This is a genomic window from Cytobacillus sp. FSL K6-0129 (assembly GCF_038007625.1).
Taxonomy (GTDB): Bacteria; Bacillota; Bacilli; order Bacillales; family Cytobacillaceae; genus Cytobacillus; species Cytobacillus kochii.
In genome coordinates, this window is sequence record NZ_JBBOXM010000001.1 from 807,526 (window position 1) to 830,641 (window position 23,116).

Annotated in this window: 26 protein-coding genes; 6 read left to right on the top strand and 20 right to left on the bottom strand. The window is 35.1% G+C overall.

Going from position 1 to position 23,116, the window contains the following annotated elements; genetic code table 11:
• Positions 1–10: 10 nt before the first annotated feature.
• The 4 genes from hutU to MHI57_RS03925 all read right to left on the bottom strand — a co-directional run bounded on the left by hutU (position 11) and on the right by MHI57_RS03925 (position 4,553).
• Entirely contained in the window at positions 11–1,687 is a 1,677-nt protein-coding gene (gene hutU, locus MHI57_RS03910; RefSeq protein WP_322909427.1) for a urocanate hydratase, read from the bottom strand.
• Between the two features lie 206 nt (positions 1,688–1,893).
• Positions 1,894–2,049, bottom strand: a complete 156-nt coding sequence (locus MHI57_RS03915; protein ID WP_340975157.1) for a hypothetical protein — start codon at positions 2,047–2,049, stop codon at positions 1,894–1,896.
• A 66-nt stretch (positions 2,050–2,115) separates the two neighbouring features.
• The gene (locus MHI57_RS03920) at positions 2,116–3,069 is read right to left on the bottom strand and encodes a phosphoglycerate dehydrogenase (RefSeq protein WP_340975158.1); all 954 of its coding nucleotides are present in this window, start codon (positions 3,067–3,069) and stop codon (positions 2,116–2,118) included.
• A gap of 29 nt (positions 3,070–3,098) precedes the next feature.
• Positions 3,099–4,553, bottom strand: a complete 1,455-nt coding sequence (locus MHI57_RS03925; RefSeq protein ID WP_307313667.1) for a helix-turn-helix domain-containing protein — start codon at positions 4,551–4,553, stop codon at positions 3,099–3,101.
• Between the two features lie 137 nt (positions 4,554–4,690).
• Here MHI57_RS03925 and MHI57_RS03930 point away from each other — a divergent pair, with 137 nt between their 5' ends.
• Positions 4,691–5,140, top strand: coding sequence for a cupredoxin domain-containing protein (locus tag MHI57_RS03930; protein WP_095373146.1), 450 nt, complete (start codon positions 4,691–4,693; stop codon positions 5,138–5,140).
• 470 nt (positions 5,141–5,610) lie between these two features.
• Here MHI57_RS03930 and safA read toward each other — a convergent pair whose 3' ends face one another.
• The gene (gene safA / locus MHI57_RS03935; protein ID WP_370873276.1) at positions 5,611–6,177 is read right to left on the bottom strand and encodes a SafA/ExsA family spore coat assembly protein; all 567 of its coding nucleotides are present in this window, start codon (positions 6,175–6,177) and stop codon (positions 5,611–5,613) included.
• A 372-nt stretch (positions 6,178–6,549) separates the two neighbouring features.
• Between safA and MHI57_RS03940 the strand changes: the two genes are divergently transcribed.
• A complete protein-coding gene (locus tag MHI57_RS03940; protein ID WP_307313662.1) occupies positions 6,550–7,149 on the top strand; it encodes an undecaprenyl-diphosphatase in 600 nt (199 codons plus the stop codon).
• Positions 7,150–7,498: 349 nt separating this feature from the next.
• On the opposite strand, the gene nadE is transcribed toward MHI57_RS03940, so the two are convergent.
• The 4 genes from nadE to MHI57_RS03960 are packed head-to-tail and all read right to left on the bottom strand — an operon-like array spanning position 7,499 to position 11,148.
• The gene (gene nadE, locus MHI57_RS03945; RefSeq protein ID WP_322909429.1) at positions 7,499–8,320 is read right to left on the bottom strand and encodes an ammonia-dependent NAD(+) synthetase; all 822 of its coding nucleotides are present in this window, start codon (positions 8,318–8,320) and stop codon (positions 7,499–7,501) included.
• Between the two features lie 17 nt (positions 8,321–8,337).
• A complete protein-coding gene (locus MHI57_RS03950) occupies positions 8,338–9,813 on the bottom strand; it encodes a nicotinate phosphoribosyltransferase (protein WP_095373142.1) in 1,476 nt (491 codons plus the stop codon).
• A 22-nt stretch (positions 9,814–9,835) separates the two neighbouring features.
• Positions 9,836–10,378 carry a cysteine hydrolase family protein gene (locus MHI57_RS03955; protein WP_340975161.1) on the bottom strand — a complete coding sequence of 181 codons (543 nt, stop codon included), beginning with the start codon at positions 10,376–10,378 and terminating at the stop codon, positions 9,836–9,838.
• 14 nt (positions 10,379–10,392) lie between these two features.
• Positions 10,393–11,148 (bottom strand): NUDIX hydrolase, encoded by a 756-nt coding sequence (locus MHI57_RS03960; protein WP_095373140.1) that lies wholly within the window; start codon positions 11,146–11,148, stop codon positions 10,393–10,395.
• A 157-nt stretch (positions 11,149–11,305) separates the two neighbouring features.
• Between MHI57_RS03960 and MHI57_RS03965 the strand changes: the two genes are divergently transcribed.
• Both MHI57_RS03965 and MHI57_RS03970 read left to right on the top strand, forming a co-directional pair.
• Entirely contained in the window at positions 11,306–11,797 is a 492-nt protein-coding gene (locus tag MHI57_RS03965) for a DinB family protein (RefSeq protein ID WP_307313652.1), read from the top strand.
• Between the two features lie 95 nt (positions 11,798–11,892).
• The gene (locus MHI57_RS03970) at positions 11,893–12,483 is read left to right on the top strand and encodes a biotin transporter BioY (protein ID WP_095373139.1); all 591 of its coding nucleotides are present in this window, start codon (positions 11,893–11,895) and stop codon (positions 12,481–12,483) included.
• Positions 12,484–12,801: 318 nt separating this feature from the next.
• Here MHI57_RS03970 and MHI57_RS03975 read toward each other — a convergent pair whose 3' ends face one another.
• The 3 genes from MHI57_RS03975 to crcB all read right to left on the bottom strand — a co-directional run bounded on the left by MHI57_RS03975 (position 12,802) and on the right by crcB (position 14,561).
• Entirely contained in the window at positions 12,802–13,731 is a 930-nt protein-coding gene (locus tag MHI57_RS03975; protein ID WP_340975169.1) for a lysylphosphatidylglycerol synthase domain-containing protein, read from the bottom strand.
• 103 nt (positions 13,732–13,834) lie between these two features.
• The gene (locus MHI57_RS03980) at positions 13,835–14,185 is read right to left on the bottom strand and encodes a fluoride efflux transporter FluC (RefSeq protein WP_307313648.1); all 351 of its coding nucleotides are present in this window, start codon (positions 14,183–14,185) and stop codon (positions 13,835–13,837) included.
• A complete protein-coding gene (crcB, locus tag MHI57_RS03985) occupies positions 14,178–14,561 on the bottom strand; it encodes a fluoride efflux transporter CrcB (RefSeq protein ID WP_095373138.1) in 384 nt (127 codons plus the stop codon). Before crcB ends, MHI57_RS03980 begins: the two co-directional genes overlap by 8 nt.
• A gap of 95 nt (positions 14,562–14,656) precedes the next feature.
• Here crcB and MHI57_RS03990 point away from each other — a divergent pair, with 95 nt between their 5' ends.
• Positions 14,657–15,199: a YhcN/YlaJ family sporulation lipoprotein gene (locus tag MHI57_RS03990; RefSeq protein ID WP_095373137.1), complete on the top strand. Its 543-nt coding sequence runs from the start codon at positions 14,657–14,659 to the stop codon at positions 15,197–15,199.
• A 256-nt stretch (positions 15,200–15,455) separates the two neighbouring features.
• Here MHI57_RS03990 and MHI57_RS03995 read toward each other — a convergent pair whose 3' ends face one another.
• The 7 genes from MHI57_RS03995 to MHI57_RS04025 form a co-directional block, all read right to left on the bottom strand.
• A complete protein-coding gene (locus MHI57_RS03995) occupies positions 15,456–15,659 on the bottom strand; it encodes a DUF6501 family protein (RefSeq protein WP_095373136.1) in 204 nt (67 codons plus the stop codon).
• 115 nt (positions 15,660–15,774) lie between these two features.
• Positions 15,775–15,963, bottom strand: coding sequence for a hypothetical protein (locus MHI57_RS04000; protein WP_095373135.1), 189 nt, complete (start codon positions 15,961–15,963; stop codon positions 15,775–15,777).
• A gap of 72 nt (positions 15,964–16,035) precedes the next feature.
• Complete coding sequence (locus tag MHI57_RS04005) at positions 16,036–16,905, bottom strand: gamma-glutamylcyclotransferase (RefSeq protein WP_307313644.1); 870 nt, start codon at positions 16,903–16,905, stop codon at positions 16,036–16,038.
• A gap of 242 nt (positions 16,906–17,147) precedes the next feature.
• Positions 17,148–18,791, bottom strand: coding sequence for an AMP-binding protein (locus MHI57_RS04010; protein WP_322909434.1), 1,644 nt, complete (start codon positions 18,789–18,791; stop codon positions 17,148–17,150).
• 242 nt (positions 18,792–19,033) lie between these two features.
• Entirely contained in the window at positions 19,034–19,504 is a 471-nt protein-coding gene (locus MHI57_RS04015) for a GNAT family N-acetyltransferase (protein ID WP_095373133.1), read from the bottom strand.
• 25 nt (positions 19,505–19,529) lie between these two features.
• A complete protein-coding gene (locus tag MHI57_RS04020) occupies positions 19,530–20,033 on the bottom strand; it encodes a GNAT family N-acetyltransferase (protein ID WP_095373132.1) in 504 nt (167 codons plus the stop codon).
• A gap of 15 nt (positions 20,034–20,048) precedes the next feature.
• A complete protein-coding gene (locus MHI57_RS04025; protein ID WP_340975175.1) occupies positions 20,049–20,792 on the bottom strand; it encodes a VOC family protein in 744 nt (247 codons plus the stop codon).
• A 257-nt stretch (positions 20,793–21,049) separates the two neighbouring features.
• Between MHI57_RS04025 and sda the strand changes: the two genes are divergently transcribed.
• The gene (sda, locus tag MHI57_RS04030) at positions 21,050–21,181 is read left to right on the top strand and encodes a sporulation histidine kinase inhibitor Sda (RefSeq protein WP_095373130.1); all 132 of its coding nucleotides are present in this window, start codon (positions 21,050–21,052) and stop codon (positions 21,179–21,181) included.
• Positions 21,182–21,866: 685 nt separating this feature from the next.
• On the opposite strand, the gene odhB is transcribed toward sda, so the two are convergent.
• On the bottom strand, positions 21,867–23,114 hold the full coding sequence (gene odhB / locus MHI57_RS04035) for a 2-oxoglutarate dehydrogenase complex dihydrolipoyllysine-residue succinyltransferase (RefSeq protein ID WP_095373129.1): 1,248 nt from the start codon (positions 23,112–23,114) through the stop codon (positions 21,867–21,869).
• Positions 23,115–23,116 lie beyond the last annotated feature (2 nt).

Genomic DNA, 23,116 nt, shown 5'->3' on the forward strand with positions numbered 1-23,116 from the left:
CCTCTATCGATTATTTTTCGGTACCCCTCTTCAACATTGGTATATGAATGCCTTTATCTATGGCCGTTTGTTTCGCAAGATCATAACCAGCATCAGCATGCCGAACTACACCCATACCAGGATCTGTTGTTAGCACTCGCTGTAATCTCTTCTCTGCTTGTTCCGTTCCATCAGCAACTATCACCATGCCAGCGTGTAAGGAATAGCCCATACCTACTCCACCGCCATGATGTACTGACACCCAACTAGCACCACCAACACTATTAATTAAAGCATTCAAAATTGGCCAATCTGCTACTGCATCACTGCCGTCCTTCATGGCCTCTGTTTCCCTATTAGGTGAGGCAACAGAGCCTGAGTCAAGATGATCTCGCCCAATTACGATTGGTGCTTTTAATTCACCAGATGCAACCATATCATTAATTATTTTTCCAAACCTTGCTCTTTCGCCATAACCTAACCAACAAATTCTTGAAGGTAACCCTTGAAATTGAATTTTTTCTCTAGCCATTTTAATCCAGTTACATAAATGCTTATTATCTGCAAACTCTCTTAAGATGACTTCATCTGTTTTATAAATATCCTCTGGATCTCCCGAAAGTGCTACCCATCTAAAAGGGCCTTTCCCCTCACAAAATTGTGGACGAATATAAGCAGGGACGAATCCTGGAAAGGCAAAAGCATCTTCCACACCTTCATCATGCGCGACTTGACGAATATTGTTACCGTAATCAAATGTAATCGCACCTTTATTCTGCATTTCAAGCATAGCAGCCACATGAATGGCAATTGACTTCTTAGCTTTTTGAACATAATCTTGTGGATTTTCAATTCTTAACTTGGCTGCTTCTTCCATTGAATAAGCAATTGGAATATAACCATTTAACGGATCATGCGCGGATGTTTGATCTGTTAATATATCAGGGATGAAACCGTCGTCCAACATTTGAGGGAGGATTTCAGCTGCATTTCCAAGCAAGCCAATTGACAGTGACTTTCCCTCTGCTTTTGCTTCCTGTGCAAGCACAATCGCTTCTTTCATATCGTAAACTTTTTTATCCAAATATTTTGTTTCTAATCTTCGGTCTATTCTCGTCTCATCTTTATCTATTGCAATACAAACACCCCCAGCCATTGTCACTGCTAATGGCTGCGCCCCTCCCATACCCCCAAGGCCCGATGTAAGTGTAATCGTTTGCTTTAAAGAACCATTAAAATGTTGCTTTGCCAGTTCTGAAAATGTTTCATACGTTCCTTGCACAATTCCTTGGCTGCCAATATATATCCAACTACCTGCAGTCATTTGGCCGTACATTATTAAACCTTTTTTGTCTAGTTCATGAAAGTGATCCCAATTTGCCCATGCAGGAACAATGTTAGAATTGGCAATTAATACTTTGGGTGCATCTTCATGTGTTTTAAAAACCGCAACAGGTTTCCCTGATTGCACAAGCAATGTTTCGTCATTTTCAAGCTGGTGAAGAGTTTCCATCAAACTATCGTAGCTCTCCCAATTTCGAGCCGCTTTACCAATCCCGCCATATACAATTAATTCATCAGGCTTTTCTGCGACTTCTTTATTTAAATTATTTCTTAACATACGAATAGCAGCCTCTTGAATCCAACCTTTTGCATGAAGTTCACTACCTGTATAATTAATAATTTCTCTCTTCACTTTTTCCATCATTATCCCTCCAACTCATTCATAAGTTTATTTTAACTTAGAATTTTCAGAATAAACCGTCTATTAATATTGGATTATTTATATTTTTTTGTGATTTGTTACTTTGATTTATATAGTTATTTATTCATTTATTTGATTTATATAAAAATATAAAGATTATATAACTAAACCATTTTAATTCTGCCGTTCTATTTTTATTATTCTTCTATTTATAAACCATCTAATTCTTTTTTGACCTGAACCAATTCCGTTTCTTTCACGGTAGAATTGCCTCTTTTAATTAATGTTGATTCTGCTCTCTTCATGCCAGACTCGACAATATGTTTAATGAGACTTTCCATGGATTGATTAATCGGCCAAAACAAAAAAAATCCAAACAATCATTCTAGGTTTTAAGAGCAAATTGAATGATTGTTCAGATTGAGTTTTGTTTATGATTTCGAGACGAGATGTTCTAGCTGTTCGTCATTAATAAATCGCTGTATATTTTTTAGCGTCAGCTGGTTAATTCTTTGGACTGCTTCAAAAGTAGCCCCACCTATATGAGGAGTTGCTATCACATTTGCTTGTTTTGACAACTCCGTAATAGAAGGCTCTTTTTCAAAAACATCTAATGCAGCACCTTTAACCACATGATTTTTTAATGCTGCAAGCAGGTCCACTTCATTGACTAATCCGCCGCGTGAGATATTAATAAGAAACGCACTCGGCTTCATTTTTGCTAACGTTTTTTCATTTATTAGATGGCGGTTTTTCTCAGATAACGACGTAGAGAGAATAATGTAGTCGGCAGTTGATAGTAAATCGTCAAGTTCAGTAAAGGTAACATTCAGCTCTTTCGCTTTTTCCTCGTTTCGGTAATGGCCGAAAGCAATGACTGACATATCAAAACCACTTGCTCTTTTAGCAATTGCTTGTCCGATTGCACCGAAACCAATAATTCCCAACTTTTTCCCGTAAACTTCGTTCCCCATAGAGAGCTGCCATTTACCATTTTTCATCTCATGATCTTTTTGCGCAATTTGTCTTGAAATTGACAATAATAACGAAAAGCCAAGATCTGCTGCGGAATGTGCATTTTCCCCTGGTGCATTTGTAACAACAATCCCTTTTTTCTCAGCATAGTTCACATCGATGTTATCGTACCCTGCTCCGAATTTAATAATGTACTTTAAATTGGGGGCATGGTCAATGACTTCTTGATCAATTTTCACAATAGCAACGACGATGATATCAACATCTTCGACTTCTTTTAATAACTGTGATTTTGTAAGTCCACTATCACTATGAACGAACTTCACTTCTGCATTTAACTGCTTCGCTTCTTCTATGATTGTCGGATATTCCTCGATAAAGGGATCTCTAATTAAATATAAAACTTTCATTTTCATCTTCACCTTTATGTTCATTTTTGTTAGTACGTACGACTGGTGTTTGCACGAAAAGTACTTGGAGAGCACTTCATGATTTGATTAAATACTTTATTAAAATATTGTTGATTACGATAACCACATTCTTTCGCAATTATTTTAATAGGAAGATTTGTTTCCGTCAATTGCTGGGTCGCCTTTTTTATACGACGCATCGTAACAATCTCTCTAAAGGATTGCTTATAATACTTCGTTAATAAGGAGCTAATATAGCTTGTATTACGATTAAATTTGGCAGCAATCATATCTAAGCTTATCTCTTTCTCATGATAATGTTCTTCTAAATAATGATATATTTGCTTGGCTAACTTCTCGGACTTCGAGTCTATTTGCATGTCTGTATCTATTAAACTAGCTATCAGCTTGATCATTTCTTCTATTACTCGATAAATAAGTGGTGAGTATAGAATCGTTTGGAATAACGCTTGATATTTTTCTTCCTTTTCTTTATCAATTAAATGCCTTGAAATCATATATCGTCTAATTTGTGCCAAAATACTCGTTAACCTAATTCTAATAATAGCTGGATCAGGGTAAGGCGAAGTTAGACTTAAAAATTGCTCATATAGCCATGTTTTGATTGCTTTTATATCCCCTCGCCGTAAATAATCAATCCAAAACTCCTGCTCTTTTGGTGTTAAAAAAGGGTCAATACTCACCCATTCGTTTGCTGACCATGGAATAAGCTTATTTAGACCAGTGTAAAAAGAAAGCTCCATTCGTTGCTTAATCTTACCGTACTGTGATTGCAGTAGACCTGTATCATTTGTATTTCCTTCGGCTAAAATAATCGCTTCATTTGATTCTTTTTCCCATCCACGAATAAAGGTATGGCATTTTCTTAAAAGATCTTGGTCATTCTCCTCTACAAGGCACAAAATCATCTCAGGTAAAAGAAATACTTTTTTGACATTTGCCCATGAATGACCCATTACATATGTATATAACTTAAATATTTCATTTGGATGAATAGTTCTCATTCCTATGACCTTTACATGATGGGCTTGATTTTTTTGCAGTAAGGTTCTATCTTCAGTATTGTCTTCTGCTATTTGCGCATGGTTCAGGCTTTTGCTATGCATACGATAAAGAATCTGAAGTGATCGAAGCACATCCTCTGGTGACACAGGTTTTACTAATAAATCACTCACTCCTATTTCAATGGCTTTCTTTGCTTGATCAAAAGTAGGTTCAATCGTCATTGCTAAAATTTTTATGTTTAAGATAGGCACAAGCTGTTTTAATTTCTTATATCCCACTGAATCGAACATTTCCATTTCCAACAATAAGAGATCCGGACTTTGTTTTTCCAAGGTTGTAAATACTGCATTTGTAGATGATCTTATTTCAATTTGCCAAGTAGGATATACGGTTTTAATTAACCATTTTAATCCCTCTGCATCGACGTTATCTCGATCAGCAATCAAAATTTTATACATTAAAATCATCTCCTTTTTATTATGTTAGCTTAAAATGCAAAAGTAAACAATTTTGAAAAAAAAGATAAAAATGAGACAAGTTCTGCTGTTCAACCTGCATACATATGAAGTACAACCTAATAATGAGGAGAGATAGAATGAAGTTTCTAATTATTACAAAGCAAACGATAATCACTGTTTTATTATTAATTGCCCTTATTGCATCTGCTTCGGTATGGCTTATATCAAAAAATGGGAGTTTAGCGGTGTTTGGGAATACGACAGAAACGACAAGGGAGATTGAAATGGTAACAACGGAATATAAAACAACAATGGAAAATGGGGAAGAAATGGAAGTCTATCGCTGGGATCCAGGAACTGTATTTTTAGAGGTCGGAGAAAAGGTCAATTTAAACATACTAGGTGTGATGGGTAAGGAACATTCCTTTTATATAGAGGGAACTGATATTAAAGGTGTGGTTCAAAAAGGAGAAGAAACTAAAGTCCCCCTCCAATTTGACGAAAAAGGTACCTATCAACTCATCTGCCATAACCATTCCCAAGAGGAAGATCACGGAAAAATGATTGCTTACATTGTTGTACAATAATTATCATTTTCTCTAAGAATATTCAACATAGACAATAGCCAATGAATAATGAAGCGAACAAATTGAATATACTTTTGATTTGTTCGTTTTCCTATTATAATCTCCTTTATGTATCCAGAGAATATCGCTTGGAAAAATCAAAAATCATAAACAACGATTCTATTTTCTTATAATTTAATTTTCAGGAGGGACAAAGGTGTCTAAAGATATGGTTTTTCTTTTTGGTGCTATCATATCTATGATTGGGTTTCTTCTCCAACGAACTTATCAAACCTGCAAAAGAGATACATAGCCTTTATTATTTTTACCAGTATTCTGTTTTCAAGAATTTATTCGATAATAAATTCAATACAGTAAACTAGTTAAAGAGCGCTAAAACATAGCCTTAAAAAACACAATTCGGTAATCGCAATATGCTTCATAAAAAAACTGCCGTAACTCGTACGACAGTAGAATTTCCTTCTATATTATTATTTTGAAATAAACATTTGTGTCCAATAATGACCGTGAGAACCACCTTTAACATAGCCAACACCAATCTCAGTGAACTGACTAGATAAGATATTTTTACGGTGTCCATCGCTATTCATCCATGCTGTTACAACAGCTTGTGCACTTGTTTGGCCAGCTGCAATGTTTTCCCCTGCTGCATTGTATGTTAGACCAAAATCTTTTATCATTTGAAAAGGAGTGCCATATGTAGGAGATTGATGACTAAAGTAACGATGATCGATCATGTCTTGAGATTTAAAGCGTGCCACTCGCGCGAGCTCCCAATTTTCTTTTAATGGTTTTAAACCCACTTTAGCGCGCTCTTCGTTTACAAGCTGAACGACTTGAGATTCCATTGATATTGTTGCTTGAGCAGTGGATGGAATTTGAACTGTTTGACCAGGGTAAATTAGGTTGGGATTCCCAATTTGTTTATTAGCTTGAATAATCTCTTGCACCCCTACTTGATACTTCACCGCTATTTTCCACATTGTATCTCCGGATTGCACTGTATGTATGGTTTGAGCACTTGCTATATTTTTCATTCCAAAGACAAGAGTAACAGTTAACAAAAATAATGATAAGTATTTAGTTATTTTTTTCATATTCATATTAAACCAAAATCTATTAAACTATTATAGCGGTAATTGTTGCCTACATTGGGTAAAAGAAGCTTAGATAGTAAATGAAAGGTAATGCAGGAAAAATCATTACCTATAAATTTGAAATCTGCTCTGAATTTACTTTTTTACGTCATTAAAACTTTTATTGAACAATGGTGTAGGGAATTTGCCTTTATTCTCGTCTATTCTTATGATAATGTTAGTTACTTGTTAGAATCAGATGACAGCAATAGGAAAAATGATTATAATGGAGTAATGACACTAGAAACTGATAGAATAGAAAGGTATTGAGAGATGAACGAAATCAATATTAGTTTATTTAGAGGAATAAATGACCTAGGCTTTGAATATCCAGATTTGAACCCAATAATTGTTTTTATTGCCGAATATACCGTAATATTATTAGCCTTAATAACTTTGATGTATTGGTTTACACGTAAAACAAAACATCGCTATATGGTGATGACGGCAGGATTCACATTTATTTTAGCTGAAATTATTGGTAAGTTCGTTGTTAGCAAACTTCACTTTAACTACCAACCTTTTGTCGAATTGGATAATGTCAATCAGCTTATAGATAAAACGGCAAATAATTCTTTTCCAAGTGATCATACGATATTATTCTTTTCATTCTGTATCGTCTTTTGGTTATTTAATAAGAAAAATGTATTGTGGCCCATTCTTGCTGTATTAGTAGGGATTTCACGAATATGGGTTGGTGTTCATTATCCATTTGATGTGATAACAGGGGCACTCATTGCCATCATTTGTGCGATTATCATGTATAACCTTATAGGTAGAATGCAATTGTTCACGACACTTTTAGAAGTATACGAAAAAATAGAAGAAAAAGTATGGCCAAGAAAAAATAAAGGTAGACATGTAAATCGATAGAAGCGGGATGGATCTTTTTTAGATCCATTCTTTTTTTTCCTTTCTGTTATTGAACAAAAATAAGGGGAGATTATGTAGCATTTGCTCAATAATTTAGCGAAAATGCACAATGATTCGGTGAAAACGACTTATACTCGGTATTCATTCAGGTTTTCTATTTGAAGTAACGCAAACCGTTTTGGCCCGACTTTTACCTTCGTTTTATCTTCGTGATATGTTAACACTGTCTACTTATTTAGTTGTTTATTAGCTTTTAAATTCAGTAGATTGGTTATCCCCCTAATCATGTTGGTTAATTACACTTACCTGTTAAAAAAACAGACTGCCAACTAGCAGTCTGCCTACAAGATTATTTCCACCAATCGTCATGCATAGATGCTGGCATTTGTCTTTTATGTTCCGTTATGATATACCTTTGCTCAATTTTCTTTGCAGCTTCCGCACTGACTTCTTTTCCTTCTAAATAGTCATCAAGCTCATCATAAGTAATTCCTAGTTCTGTCTCATCAGCTTGTCCTGGTGTTTGATCAAGTAAATCTGCTGTCGGCACTTTCATATAGATGCTCTCTTCTGCACCTAGTTCTTTTAATAGAGCTTTACCTTGTCGCTTAGATAAGCCTGCTAGTGGCAATAAGTCTGCTCCTCCATCACCGTACTTTGTATAAAATCCTGTAACTGCTTCTGCAGCGTGGTCCGTACCAATTACTAAAAGACCCATTTCTCCACCGAAAATATATTGGGCAATCATACGTGTTCTTGCTTTCACATTCCCTTTATGGAAATCTTTTAGCTCAGCAATATCGGCCACTTCATTATATACTTTTTGAATCTCATCGACTGGTGATTTCACATTATAAACATATGTTTCATCCGGTTGAATAAATCGCAATGCTTTTTGTGCGTCATCTTCATCATGCTGTTCTCCGTATGGTAATCGAATCGCCACGAACTTGGCTTCATATCCTTCCGCCCGTAATTCTTCTACTGCTATCTGTGCTAATCGTCCGGCTAGTGAAGAATCTTGACCACCACTTATACCCAATACAAATCCTTTTGCACGAGCCTGCTTGACATAATTTTTTAAAAAATTGATTCGTTCAATGATCTCTTCTTTCGGAACAATCAATGATTTGACATTTAAATCAGCGCGAATCTTTTCTTGTATGGACATCATTCCTCATCCTTTCATCAAGCTTTAGCATTTAGGCTATCTTTAATTTTTTTCTTTATTGAATCAATCAGTTCTATTTTGTTATTCCAGCAATTTGGACTTAAATCTACAGGATATTCTTCCGGATTTAATGACCTTCTATACTCATGCCATAATAGAGATAGGTTTTCTTTCACATATCCTTGTATCTCTTGAAGACTAGGCTTTTCATAAACTAATTTTCCATCACTAAAAATGTCCTGATGTAAGTCTTTCGCTTCGAAATTGGTGACAAACTTACTAATATAGGTGTGGACAGGGTGGAACATTTTTAAACGTTCTTCTTCTTTAGGATTTTCACTCTCAAGCGCGATATAATCACCCTCTGATTTGTGATTTTCCCTATTTATAATTCGATAAACACGTTTCAAACCTGGGGTTGTTACTTTTTCTGGATTCCCACTAATTTTAATTGTATCTTCCATTTCCCCAGCTTCATTTTCTATAGACACCATTTTATACACAGCACCCAGTGCAGGTTGGTCATAACCTGTAATCAACTTTGTCCCAATACCCCAAGAATCAATTTTGGCACCTTGTGCTTTAAGATTCATAATTGTATATTCATCTAAATCGTTAGAAGCAACAATTTTTGTGTTAGTAAATCCAGCTTCATCTAACATTTTTCTAGCTTCTTTAGATAAATAAGCTAAGTCCCCGCTATCAATTCGAATACCGACAAAATTAATACGATCACCTAACTCTTTTGCTACCTTAATAGCCGTTGGTACACCAGAACGAAGCGTATCGTATGTATCAACAAGGAAGGTACAATCTTTATGTGTTTGTGCATATTTATGAAAAGCGATATATTCATTTTTATATGCCTGTACAAGTGAGTGAGCATGTGTCCCAGCTACTGGGATATTAAACATTTTACCAGCACGCGTATTTGACGTAGCCCCAAACCCGCCAATTACAGCTGCTCTTGCTCCCCAAACACCGGCATCCATTTCTTGGGCTCTTCGGGAACCGAACTCCATTGCCACACCATCATCTAACACTTCCATAATCCGTGCAGCTTTCGTAGCAATTAATGTTTGGAAGTTGATGATATTTAATAATGCTGTTTCTATTAATTGCGCTTGAGCAAGCGGTGCTTCAATTCGTACAATTGGTTCGTTGGCAAAAACAAGCTCTCCTTCAATCATTGAACGAATATTACCTGTAAAACGCAAATCCGCTAAATAATCAAGAAACGCTTCTGGATAGTGTAATTCATCTCGCAAATAAGCAATATCACTTTTAGAAAATTCGAACCCTTGCAGGTAATCAATGATGCGCTCAAGACCAGCGAACACGCCATAGCCATTCCCAAAAGGTAGTTTCCTAAAATAAATATCAAAAACCGCTTTTCTATCATGGATACCATCTTGCCAATAGGTTTGTGCCATATTAATTTGATATAAGTCTGTGTGTAATGCCATGCTGTCATCTGGATATGGCTTGTTCATACTATTTTATACCCCTTTTTCGTTATTTAACTATTGCATTCAGAGAACCACTAAAATGTTCGAGTGCCCATTTATGACCTATTTCGTTTAAACTTGCTGTAGCTCTTTCATAGACAACAATTGAAAACCCTTTGTTATAGGCATCTACAGCAGTGTGTAACACACATATATCTGTACAAACGCCAACTAAATGCAATTCGTTAATGTTTCGTTCTCTTAGTAAAAGTTCTAAATTCGTCCCGCAGAATGCACTGTACCTTGTTTTATCTAACCACTTTACATGCTCTAAACCCTTATTTTCCTCATAAACTTGTTTTAAATTACCATATAGCTCTCTACCTACTGTGCCGTTTATATTATGAGGCGGGTATAGCCTTGTTTCAGGATGAAAATGATCATTTTTTTCGTGTCTATCGATAGCCAAGATCGTTAAATCACCATTTTTGATAAAATCAGCTGTTATTCGTACAATTTCATCTTCAATAGCAATTGCCGGTTCCCCACAAGGTAATGCTCCGTTAACAAAATCATTGGTATAATCGATATTAATCAAAGCCCTTGCCACTAGTATCTCCCCCGTTATCTTTCTTGGTATCGACCTGTATATATAGGTTTCACTACTTCGACTTCATTAAACCTATATAATTGCGTTGCTTTTTTTGACGTTCTTTGCGTGGTTTTACCCTCAACCTTTTCTATAAAAGGAAGGGATTTAATTTTTCTAGCAAATGCTTGCTCATTTAGTATAGCGGGATCTTTTGTAACTGTTGATAATACGGCTTGTAATTCTGAATATGTAAATTCATCTTGTAATAAATTTTTTGCAGCTGTTGTTTGTAACAGCTCTCTTTTTATTACGCTCAATGCATCACAAATAATCTGTCGGTGATCAAATGCAAGTTCTAATTGCAGGACATCATGAATATTCACTAATTTAACGGCAGATGCGTCATCATTTGCATTCATTTCCCTTAAGTCTTCCTCAGAGATAATTGCATAATGCGCATTGGATATGATCCAACCTCTATTATCACGACCGGGTTCATCGTATATACCAAAATGCTTCATATGCACACAATCAATCCCAGTTTCCTCTTTTAATTCCCTAACAGCTGCTTGTAAGGCGTTTTCATGAACGCCAACAAAGCCGCCTGGCAGCGCCCATTTCCCTCCCTCTGTGTTTAACTCCCCTTCTGTATTCCACTTAGCTCTTTCAATTAACAAAAGGTTTAAGCTCATATCGGGTGGAGTAAATGGTTTAGATTCTTCTGTTACGATGGTAAAAACAGCAATATCTGCTGTATAGCCATCTGGTGTTCGATATTTTTTAGTCATAAGGTAATTGCCCCACCACCATGAATTAATTAACAACTTGATAATTGTTAATTATATTTTACCCTACTTTAAAGAAACTTCAACTCTAATGATTTATTTGATTGCAGGAGTTTTCTTTTTTCCTAAAGAATATATGAGAGGAGGAATAATACTTTTTTTGGAAAGGAAAGAAACCATGATTGAAAATGTCTCGAATCATATACAAACAGTACGTTTATTAACAATCCAATCACTTGATAAAATAAATCCAGCATTCATTTCGACTGTACCAAAAGGATTTAATAATAATATTCACTGGAATTTCGGTCATATCGCTTATATACAGGAGAGACTTGTATTTGAACTAACAGGAGAGCGAATGGGGATTGGAAGTGAGTATGAAACATTTTTTGCTGCAGGTACTGCACCACATCTTTGGCAAGGGAATCCGCCATCTATTTTAGAAATCAAAGGTGTATTACAAGAACAGACAGAGAGAGTCATTTCCGTTACCAAAAACAAATTTACTAAAACCTTGCCAACCCCATTCACCAATAAAATGGGGATTACTTTTCAAACAGTTGGCGAATGTATCCTTTTTTCTACCTTTCATGAAGGGATGCATTTAGAAACAATTAAAAGAATATATAAAAGCACGAAAAATAAGTAAACCAAAAATAAAACATAGTTGACATAAAAAACCCTCCAAATTATAATGTAAACTATATTATACATAAGGTTAACATTATAAATGAGGTGAAAGAATTGACGAAAGAACAATTACGATTAAGATCGCTCCTTACGACAGCATTATTCGCAGCTATTATTGGGATTATGGCACAATTAATTATCCCTTTGCCACTTGTCCCAATTACTGGACAAACATTAGCCATTGGATTAGCAGCCGTCATTTTAGGGTCGAAATATGGCACTTTTTCCGTACTCTTATATTTAGCCTTAGGATGTGCTGGCGTGCCCGTTTTTGCAGAGTTTTCTGCAGGTTTCTCAGTTATTGTCGGACCGACTGGTGGCTATTTAATTAGCTATATACCAGTAGTATGGATTATGGCTAAATACCTTGAGAAAACAAAATTCACATTTGCACATGCGCTTACAGCAAATATCATAGGTATGTTTATTACGTTAATTATTGGAACGGCGTGGTTAAAGTGGATGGCTGACTTAAGTTGGACCGCAGCATTTCTGTCAGGGTTCGCTCCATTTATTATCGGTGGTTTTATTAAAGCGTTGATGGCAGCATGGATTGGATTGCTAGTTAGAAAACGACTCATTAGTGCTCGATTACTTTTTACGAATCAATTATCAACTAAGGTAGTCGATAAAAGAGCCTCTTAATGATATTATCTTTTTAAAAAGTGAACGAATGCGCATACATCTAAATTGTGTGCGCATTTTACTTTTCAATATTATAATCTTACATTCCCTCTATATATACATTGGATTTAAATCGACACTGGTCTTAGTCCATTTCTCACTCCTAAGCTTACTACTTTCTCTTTGATTTTTTTTTATCTCCATAATCACATTTAATATGATTGATTAACACCCTTTTTAAGCCCTCTTATCTCTAGTCTAACCAACTTTATATATTTGCCCACATTCCAGTATGCATGCAGTTTAAATCTAAATAGTCGATTTTTTATTATTTCATCCTTAGCTGAAAAAATTTTTTGTTTTTAAATGTCCACAAATAGTAGTCAAAACAACCGGTGTACCAACTACCGCAGGAATAAAGTAATAGCTAAGGCGATAAAACATTAAAACCATAAATGTTAATTCTGCAGGTATTCCGTGAGATTCAAAACCGATTAGAATAACTAAATCAAACGAACCAATTCCCCCCGGTAACATACTTATTATGCCAGCACAAGCAGCTACAATGACAATTGGGAAAACAGAAAATAAAGAAAAATTGACACCGACTATATTTAAAATACCCCAAATACAAATAACGACAAATATCCATTCAAACACAGAGATCATTAATAGTTCCGTTATAAACTCCCTCTTGATAGGCAAACTTTGCAGTTTTCTTTTAATAAAATAGACAAAAAGTAGTAGAGGGGTATAAAGCGCAACAATCCAAATAGCAAGATGAGCTAATCTTAACTCTGAGAAAAGTTCAGATCCATTGAATAATACCATCCAAGACAAGATGGATAAACCACAAAGATAAAATAATGACAGTTTAGCTATTACCTTAATATATGGGATATTATTGTCTAAGTAGGGGCGGTAATAAACCGTTCTTAATGTTGCGCCGGCTACCCCGCCAAACCCAATTAAGTTTGAGTAAGCATTTGCAGATAACGAATACCCTAACAGTTTTTGCATCGGAATTTTAACCTGCAGTAATCGATTTAAAATAACATCATAAAAAAACATTGGAGACAAACAAATTAATCCTAGAATAATAATGAAAAAAATCCGCCAAAATGAAAGCTCATCCAAATAATGCTCAAGTAAAGCCCAGTTGAAATCTTTAAAAAATTTATTTGCTTCCATTATTACAATGAGCAAAATAATACATGGCATAACATATTTTACTATTTGAATTAATTTTTGATTAGAAAAAATTGACACGATAATTCACCTTATTCACTACTTTTACAACCATTTTCATTCCCCTTTTGTTTCGATCCTATTAAATATGTATTCAATACTTGTCCATAAATGAACAACCGATTTATGGCAACATTATTAAGCCTAACATGAAAAGGGCTATACCGCCTATATAAGTAACAAAAAAATATATAAATGCCATCTTTTGTTTCTTCACAATTAATTCCACCATCTCCAACTGAACAGATGAAAAAGTTGTAAATGCCCCCAAAAAACCAACTACAAGTAAAGCTGATACATTTTCCCAATGTAGAAAGTGAACAACCACACCCATTAAGAAACAACCAAGTAAATTAACGATAACCGTTCCATAGGGAAAGAGTGAGTTGGTTTTGCTATTTATCAACGTTGATAAGGAGAAACGGGCTATTGCACCAAAAAATCCACCTATCATCACATAAAGTATTTCACTCATTTGTTCCCCTCACCTCTTTACGTTTACCAAAAACAATACCAAGATAGGCCATCACTAAACCTAGTGCGATATTAAATACGATATATACAAAAGCTTGAATGATAAATCCATTTTCAACTAATAAAACCGTATCCGCACTAACAGTCGATAATGTGGTAAATGATCCAATTACCCCTACAGTGATTGCTTGTTTAAGATTAGGATCAATCGGTAAAGTGATGGACGATAAATAGCCGAGAATAAAGGCACCAAACACATTAATTATCAAAATATCTAAAGGAAATGCACTCTGCCAAAACTGTCCGATGACAATTGAGATAGCAAACCTCATGCTTGCACCTATCATCCCGCCAATTCCAATATATAGATACTTCATCCTTTACCTCCTTGCTTCAAAAAAATTGTTTATGCATACTATCGATTAAATGAGCCAAGCTAACAGTGAAAGAAAAAAAGAAAGGATGTTAAAAGATGAAAGGTACAATCATTGCTGTTGCTCTTTCAAGTTCTCTACTATTAACAGCTTGTGGCATGAATAATGGACAAGATACGAACGACACTGCTTATAGAGCACCAGATATGCATGACCCCGCAAAAGTTGGATATGAAAGAAATGGTAACAATGATAGACCAAGTATTGACAACAATATTCATACTCGTAATGTCGATTATGATGGAACACAACATTCAATGAGGTTTGCCGATAAAACAGCAGATAATATTACACAAATGGACGAAGTTAAAAGAGCAAGGGTTTTACTTACTGGCGACAATGCCTATGTGGCAGCAACCTTAGCGAATGGTAATGAATTAACACAAGATCTAGAAAAGAAAATCGCTGATCAAGTAAAATCAACTGACCAGAACATTGATGATGTCTATGTATCAGTAAACCCTGATTTCTACAACCGTGTGGACACATATGCAAAAGATGTTCGCAATGGAAAACCAATTGAAGGCTTCTTCGATGAATTTAGTGAAACAGTGAAACGAATGTTTCCTAATCATGAATAATGGTCAATTTATGGTCTGGTAGGGAATATCCCTATCAGTCCTAATTATACATAACAGATTTTGTAAGTATTAATCATAAAAAAACCTATTCCCATCCATTCAAGTAATGATAAAAATTCGGTTCAATGCTTTCCTCTATGGTCCCAGCTCTTTCACCACCTGCAAGAATTCTCAAAGGTACATTTTACATATATTATGAACTTAGCTATTTTATTGCACACGAAAAAGCTGTCAGTCAATCTGACAGCTTTTTGCCTTAAACTTCTTTAAAATAGTCTTTATAAAAACCACTAACTTTACCAGAGTTGTCAACAATGAAGAAAAACTCTTCTGTTTCATTTTTCACATCATAGATTTTTCCTTCAGTTAAAGCACGATTAACAATATATTTTGCTGCATTCGTATGTACACATTTTACCTTTTTTAACGTGTCACTTTCATGCCATGTTTGATGAATCATTTTTGCCACTCCTTATGTGTTCTCTTATACAGTGTAAAAAAATTAAATGTGTTCTGCAAGCTGTATAGTGATTTTTTTCTATTTAGGATGGTAAATACTTATTTGAAATGTGTTTTTATAGAAATACTTTTTGTAAAAAAGAAATTTTTTCCTTTTCAAAAGTATACATTTCACTTGTGAAAAAATCTTTAAATGTTATATATAGTATATCACAAATATAATCGACTCTAATCATTTCCAAGTATTGATAATGTTGCTTATCATAAACAATCTCAAAGAAGCATGTTTTCGTCAATTGTTTCATTTAGACGACCTTCTTTCATCTTTGGTGACATTGTTATATACCACCAAAGTAGCTTATAGTAAACTTCTTTGTTTAATTCACGACTCCAAGCTTATTTATCTCTTCTTTTAAATGCTGAACATATTTATAACTGAGTCTCCCTTCAGCTGCACGCAAAATCTCCCTCGCATAAAAGGATGGTGGTGAAGACTGGGGATTTTTATCATAAACATGGAAGGTTAACACATCTTTATATATTTCCCCTTCAATTGTCAAATTAACAAAAGTCGGTCGATAGTGACCAACAGTGACTCCTTCTCTTTGGAATAAATAATCTATTGCTTCTATCGGTAATTGATAAACAATACCTTCTGTTTCACCAGAACCTTCAATGATGTCCGCTCGATTCCCATCAGGTGCATAGAAATAATAGCCCATTTGATAGCCTTTTAATACACCTATACCGACGACATTTTTAAAAAAATGGCCAACTCCAGCTTTCATAAATCTTTCAGTATCCATACAAGACCCATATGCAAAATAGTAAAATGTCTTTGGGGAATTCATTTGCAGATTGTATACCTTCCAGTCTGAAACTTTAATTGCATCTTGCTGTAGACCTTCAGCGGGGGAAACATAAATAAAACCTTGTCGCACTCCCTGATCCGTATATACGTGTACTTTTTTTCTTACAGATAATGAATGCTTGTCATCTTTTACATACCCTTCTAAAACATCAATTGCCTCTAAATGTTCGGCACTTAAAACGTATAATTCTCCATATACTTTTTCAGCTAGTTTATCTGATAATTCGACTCTCGGATAACCATCACCCGTATCAAACATGACTCCATTTATCCAAGCTTGTTCGGCCACTAAACGAGCTTCAGTTAAATAATCATGATGGATCTCATTTTTTCGTAATGTGCCATACACAAAGAGGTGAATCGTTGCCATACCCATAAATGCGCTCCTTTATTGTCACTATAGTAATATACTTATTCTTCCTCCTCCTACAATATTCAACAATTCGAAAGTGATTCCCTCCATATTAACAATTTTTTACCATATTTTTACCTTAACTAAATATCACCAATATCCAATAAAGCTAAGCATTTGGGTGAATAAGAGACAAGGCAAACGATTTGCCTTGTCTCTTGTTCTTTACTCTCCACTTTTTATATTTGATTTCTTCTTTTCACTCATCATTTCTGTGCAGTAATGGATTGAATCGCTTGTTCCTTTAATTTGAATTTTTGTATTTTACCAGAAGCAGTCATTGGATATTCTTTCGTAAAAGTAATATGTTTAGGTATTTTATGCTTGGATATTCTGCCTTTACAATATTCTTTAACTTCTTCAGCCGTAATGTTGGCATAGTCTCTTAAAATAATCCATGCCATTACCTCTTCACCGTATATCTCATCAGGAACACCTACAACTTGAACATCTAAAATATCTGGATGACTATAGAGAAATTCTTCAATTTCTCTAGGGTATACGTTTTCTCCCCCTCTTATAATCATATCTTTCAGGCGACCTGTTATTTTACAATAACCATTCTCATCCATAATAGCTAAATCCCCAGTGTGCAACCATCCCTCTTTGTCGATAGCTTGTTCTGTCGCTTCGGGATTGTTATAATAACCTTTCATAACATGATATCCTTTTGTGCATAGTTCCCCTTGAGTACCAATTGGCACTTCATGTGCTGTCCCAGGTTCAACAATTTTCACTTCAACTTCTGGCAATGCTCGACCAACTGATTCCACGCGTAAATTAATAGGATCATCAGTGCGTGTTTGTGTAATAACTGGTGAAGATTCCGTTTGGCCATAACAAATTGTAATCTCTTCAATACCCATTTTTTCAATAACAGCCTTCATTACTTCAATCGGACAATTGGAACCAGCCATCACACCTGTTCGCAATGATTGTAAATTATATTTTGTGAAATTTTTGCTATTGATTTCAGCTATAAACATTGTTGGCACTCCATGAAGGGCCGTACATTTCTCTTGTTCAACCGTTTGTAAAACGGTATCAGGTTGAAATTCCTGTACAGGTACCATCGTTGCTCCAACTGACACACAAGCCAAGGTGCCTATGACACAACCAAAGCAATGGAAGAATGGTACAGGAATACATAGTCGATCATCTTTTGTGAGCTTCATACAAGCGGCAATATTTAATGCGTTATTCACGACATTACTATGTGTGAGCATAACGCCTTTCGGAAATCCAGTTGTTCCTGAGGTATACTGCATGTTAATCACATCATCCGGCTGAAGTGAAAGCAAACGCTCATTTAAACTCTCATCACTACATCCTTCACCAAGAGCTACAACATCTTCCCAACTGTAGGTGCCAGCAAAGCGCTTCTCTCCTAACACGATGACGTTTTTTAAAAAGGGAAGCTTGCTACATTTTAACTGGCCCGGCTGCGATGTTTTTAATTCTGGTGCGATTTTATAGAGAATATCAATATATGATTGGTCGCGGTATTTTTCCATTAAAATAATAGTGGTAGCATCAGATTGTTGTAATAAGTATTCAAGTTCAGCGGCTTGATAATTCGTATTGACAGTTACTAACACAGATCCGATTTTACCTGTTGCAAACTGAGCACTTACCCATTCAGGTGTATTAGAAGCCCAAATCGCTACATGTTCTCCTTTTTCTAAGCCGAGCTTCATGAAACCTTTAGCAACTGTACGACAATACTCATTAAAGCTATGATATGTGTACCTCAAACCTCTATCTGCATAGACTAATGCTTCATGATTAGGATTTTCTTCTGCTCTTTTTTCTAATAAATCGCCAATCGTTATATTTAATAATTCAGACAATTTTTTTCCTCCTCAGAAAATTAAAATTGAAACGCTTTCATTTTTTTTATGCGAATTTTGAATGTATTATTTTAGTCCTTATCATTTTAAAGTCAATTTCAAAATGAACCAACCCAAGTTTCTAAATTTTCATATTCCGATGGTGCTTTATGTCCAACAGTTAAAAACAAATGTAGATTTATTCTAATAAAAATAAAAAAGCTCGAATATTTATATATTCGAACCTTCTCGTATAATTTCCTTTATTTTTTTCTTACCATTATATAAAAGTTTGTACTTTTTCTTTGAAAATGGTGTTGAATTCTAAAACCGAGTTTTTCATAGAGATGGATGGCTCGTTGATTAAAGGAAGCCACTGTTAACCTTATTGGGGTGCTTGGGAAGAGCACTTCTATTTCCATAAGGATCGTGGTTAAAAAACTGCTTCCCAATCCCTTTCCTGTTAAATCCGGTCTCATCCCTATGCCAATATCAATGCAATCATCTATATATAGATGACTGCTATTCACCGGTACTCTTGCTGATTCACCGTAACAAAAAAAACCAATCATTTCTTCCTGTTTATATATACAAAAGTAGTTTCCCGTTAGCCACTCTTGTTTACTGTCTTCTGTTTGAGCGTGATTATAAAAATCGTAAGGAGATGGATATGTCCAAGAACTGAGGATGACTGCCTCGTATTCTTTTACTTTATTAAACGTAGTAGTTTCCATATCATTTTCCTCCAGTTTATCGTTATTAAAATAATTTCAACTCATATACAAGTTCTTCTTGGCGAGTGTCTTCAAACCACTCTTTTCCTAATAACGTAAACCCTAATTTTTCCATAATTCTTATGGATGCTTCGTTTTTTGGATCACATGAGGCTTGAATATATTTTACTTTTTTATGCCTTTTAGCTAATTTGATACAACCTGTGATAGCTTCTGTCGCATAGCCTTTATGCCAATACGATTTTCTGAAATGGGCAATTAATTCAATTCGTTTTACTGATGCATCAATATTAAATCCAGCCGCTCCAATAACTTCATTGTTTTTCTTATCTTTTAAACTATATACCGATAGGCCGTACTCTTTATGACAGTCTTCATACCATTTGACGATTTTAGGAATCTTAACGGAAGCAACTGCTCCTCCACTTCTGGCCATCACTTCCTGATTGCCCCAAATTTCATTCATTTGCTTAATATACTCTTTTTTAAATACAAAGAATGACATTCGTTTCGTTTCATATATGTGCATATGACACCCCTCTTTCTATAACGAATGATAAGAAGAGCCAAAGAGTTGTATTGTTTCCTCGTTCTTCAAAAAAGGTTGTAATGTGATATGAACGGGACGGTTCTTATTGGCGTATTTTTTGTTATATGCTGCAAACTCAAAGGATACGTCTGCAATCATAACGTTTGTACCTTGTTGTTTTCCTTGAAACAACTCACGCCATTCTGCAGCTGTTTCTTCAGGTGACTCTACATTATACTTAATGCCCTTTATTTTTGTATGGATAAGTTGTTGATCTATCATACCTAATGATTTGAATTCTTCATATCTCGTATGGTCATCTTGTTCCCATTGAATAAAAAAAGGAAAAGGCACTTCTCGTTTTGCTTGCAAAAATAGCATCTTCCATCTAATCATTTGCCCATCTGCCCTCATCCGTTCTCCAGGAAAGATCGGATAGGTTTTATATCCCTTTTCATTCAATTCTTGCTTTAACGCTTCAATATTTTCTGTGCGAAAACATACTTGACCTAACCCTTCAAATGTAGATAAATCCTGCACAGCTTGTTGTACTAAAGGGTTATCTGATTGCGTAGCCTTCGCTTTATTTTCTATTGCTAAAAATTCTATATAAGATGAGTTTAAGTACAATAAACTATTATATGTTCCCCATTTTTCATGTCTACCACCCTGAACCGCTTTTATATTCATAACAGATAAATAATCGATAATCTCTTGCGGGTTTCGTTTAATAAAATGAACGATATGATCAAGTTGCATTGAAGGATACCCCTTTCATTAAAAGAAAATTCATCCAACTTTACCTTAGCTAAGATTAGTTTACCATAACTTTTCTACTTATCTATGAATGTTTTTCACACAACTTTTACTTCTTAATTTAATTGTGTGTCCTTTATAAACATTTTACATTTCCTTAACAATTAAAATTTTTATACATTTCTCCTTTTCAAAACAGGGGATAACGTTTACAATAAATAAAAGAATATTCAATCCTTTACCTAGGAGGTATGTATCAAATGAAGATAATGAGTAATGAACAGTTGGTCGTCTCGTATCGTGATGCATTAAAGTCAGGTTCTGAAAAGGAATGGATTCGGATACTTAAAGATGAAATTCAAAAACGGGGATTAAAACCATTTAAAGAGTAAAGCATAAGGCGAGCAAATATTTGCTCGCCTTTTTATTTTTTATCCTTTCGGTGACGCGGAAGATATCCATCTCATTTTAATTATCTTTGCTTTATTTCCTTAGTGGTTTGGATTTCATTATTTTGTAGTATCTGTTTATAGTCCATATCAGAAATAACACCTAGCTTTTTGAACAGTACAGAATATTTCAATATCCTATTTTTCCTTCCTCTCATAGTAATCACTCCTGCTTTTCTATCATAATATGCATTTTATCAATAAAGTTTCCTTCACGCAACATTTTTACATATCTAAAAATCTTTTTATCAAGTGCATATCCCTTACTATTTCCTATAGTGCTTGAATTTATGATTAATAGTGAAGAATACATGATTTTTTTTTAATGCAACAATAAAAGGTGTGAGTAGCATGTTGAAGAATGATATAGGAAAATGTGAATATTATTTGTTACCATCACCAATCTTGTTTTACTGCTAAAGGGCTGTGATTCTTCCTTTTGTGACAGGATCAAAGCTTTGATTTCTTCTCTTATAGAGGGATATTCCCCTTTTACAATACCCCTCGAGATTCAGATGAAGGCTTCAACCAAGGGTGACTTACAACAAAAAGCGAGGAAGTGAACAATAAATCGCTTCACTTCCTCGCTTTAAACCCTTTTGAGTATTAGTTTATTTTTTATTTTAAATTAAGCTTCAAATAATAAAGACTCAGGGTCTTCAATTAATTCTTTCACACGTTTAAGGAATGTTACTGCTTCTTTACCATCAACAATACGGTGGTCATAAGAAAGTGCAACATACATCATTGGGCGGTTTTCCATTCTTTCAGCATCAATAGCTACTGGACGAGTTTGGATAGAATGCATCCCTAGGATACCTACTTGTGGTCCATTAAGGATTGGTGTTGATAATAATGAACCAAACACACCACCATTAGTAATAGTAAATGTTCCACCTTGTAAGTCAGAAATAGCTAGTTTATTATCTCTTGCTTTTTTACCAAGACCCATAATATCCTTTTCAATTTCTGCAAAGTTTTTACGGTCAGCATCTCTAACAACTGGAACTACTAAACCTTCATCTGTTGAAACAGCGATACCAATGTCATAGAATTTTTTAAGAACTAGTTGGTCGCCGTCAATTTCAGCGTTTAATAACGGGCTACGTTTAAGTGCTGCGACAACCGCTTTTGTGAAGAAAGACATAAACCCAAGTTTAACATCATTTTCTTCTTGGAATTTATCTTTACGTTTTTTACGTAAGTTCATTACATTTGTCATATCAATTTCATTGAATGTTGTTAACATAGCAGATGTTTGTTGAACTTCTACAAGTCTTTTCGCAATTGTTTGACGACGACGGCTCATACGGATGCGTTCTACTGGTTTTTCACTATTGGCATCAGTTGCTGCTGGCTTAGGAGCTGGCTTAGATGCAGCTTGTGGCTGCGCTGCTTGTGTCGCTTGATTTGGATCGTAGTTCGCAACATCTTGTGAACGTACTCTTCCCATAGGATCTGTTGTTGGAACTTCACTTAAATCGATTCCTTTTTCACGCGCCATTTTTCTAGCTGCCGGTGAAGCAATTGTGCGTTGTTTATTATCTTCCGCTGGTTTGGAATCAGCTGGTTTCGCTTCTTCTTTAACCTCTTGAGGTGCTTCCTCTTTTTTCTCTTCTGCTTTAGGAGCAGGAGCTTCTCCACCTTCACTTACAACTGCGATGGTATCCCCTACATTCACAGTGTCTCCTTCTTCTGCTTTTAATTCTGCAAGTACACCACTATATTCAGAAATGATTTCTACATTTACTTTGTCTGTTTCAAGCTCAACAACATAATCACCTTTATTGACTGTATCACCAGGTTGTTTTAGCCACTGAGCGACCGTACCTTCTGTAATTGATTCTGCTAATTCAGGAACTTTAATATCTGCCACAA

What these genes read in the sequence shown, in the direction of transcription:
- hutU (WP_322909427.1), bottom strand. Translation starts at nt 1,687, where the DNA reads ATGATGGAAAAAGTGAAGAGAGAAATTATTAATTATACAGGTAGTGAA.
- MHI57_RS03920 (WP_340975158.1), bottom strand. Translation starts at nt 3,069, where the DNA reads ATGAAAGTTTTATATTTAATTAGAGATCCCTTTATCGAGGAATATCCG.
- MHI57_RS03925 (WP_307313667.1), bottom strand. Translation starts at nt 4,553, where the DNA reads ATGTATAAAATTTTGATTGCTGATCGAGATAACGTCGATGCAGAGGGA.
- MHI57_RS03930 (WP_095373146.1), top strand. Translation starts at nt 4,691, where the DNA reads ATGAAGTTTCTAATTATTACAAAGCAAACGATAATCACTGTTTTATTA.
- safA (WP_370873276.1), bottom strand. Translation starts at nt 6,177, where the DNA reads ATGAAAAATATAGCAAGTGCTCAAACCATACATACAGTGCAATCCGGA.
- MHI57_RS03940 (WP_307313662.1), top strand. Translation starts at nt 6,550, where the DNA reads ATGAACGAAATCAATATTAGTTTATTTAGAGGAATAAATGACCTAGGC.
- nadE (WP_322909429.1), bottom strand. Translation starts at nt 8,320, where the DNA reads ATGTCCATACAAGAAAAGATTCGCGCTGATTTAAATGTCAAATCATTG.
- MHI57_RS03950 (WP_095373142.1), bottom strand. Translation starts at nt 9,813, where the DNA reads ATGAACAAGCCATATCCAGATGACAGCATGGCATTACACACAGACTTA.
- MHI57_RS03960 (WP_095373140.1), bottom strand. Translation starts at nt 11,148, where the DNA reads ATGACTAAAAAATATCGAACACCAGATGGCTATACAGCAGATATTGCT.
- MHI57_RS03980 (WP_307313648.1), bottom strand. Translation starts at nt 14,185, where the DNA reads ATGAGTGAAATACTTTATGTGATGATAGGTGGATTTTTTGGTGCAATA.
- crcB (WP_095373138.1), bottom strand. Translation starts at nt 14,561, where the DNA reads ATGAAGTATCTATATATTGGAATTGGCGGGATGATAGGTGCAAGCATG.
- MHI57_RS03990 (WP_095373137.1), top strand. Translation starts at nt 14,657, where the DNA reads ATGAAAGGTACAATCATTGCTGTTGCTCTTTCAAGTTCTCTACTATTA.
- MHI57_RS03995 (WP_095373136.1), bottom strand. Translation starts at nt 15,659, where the DNA reads ATGATTCATCAAACATGGCATGAAAGTGACACGTTAAAAAAGGTAAAA.
- MHI57_RS04000 (WP_095373135.1), bottom strand. Translation starts at nt 15,963, where the DNA reads ATGAAACAATTGACGAAAACATGCTTCTTTGAGATTGTTTATGATAAG.
- MHI57_RS04005 (WP_307313644.1), bottom strand. Translation starts at nt 16,905, where the DNA reads ATGGGTATGGCAACGATTCACCTCTTTGTGTATGGCACATTACGAAAA.
- MHI57_RS04015 (WP_095373133.1), bottom strand. Translation starts at nt 19,504, where the DNA reads ATGGAAACTACTACGTTTAATAAAGTAAAAGAATACGAGGCAGTCATC.
- MHI57_RS04020 (WP_095373132.1), bottom strand. Translation starts at nt 20,033, where the DNA reads ATGCACATATATGAAACGAAACGAATGTCATTCTTTGTATTTAAAAAA.
- MHI57_RS04025 (WP_340975175.1), bottom strand. Translation starts at nt 20,792, where the DNA reads ATGCAACTTGATCATATCGTTCATTTTATTAAACGAAACCCGCAAGAG.
- sda (WP_095373130.1), top strand. Translation starts at nt 21,050, where the DNA reads ATGAAGATAATGAGTAATGAACAGTTGGTCGTCTCGTATCGTGATGCA.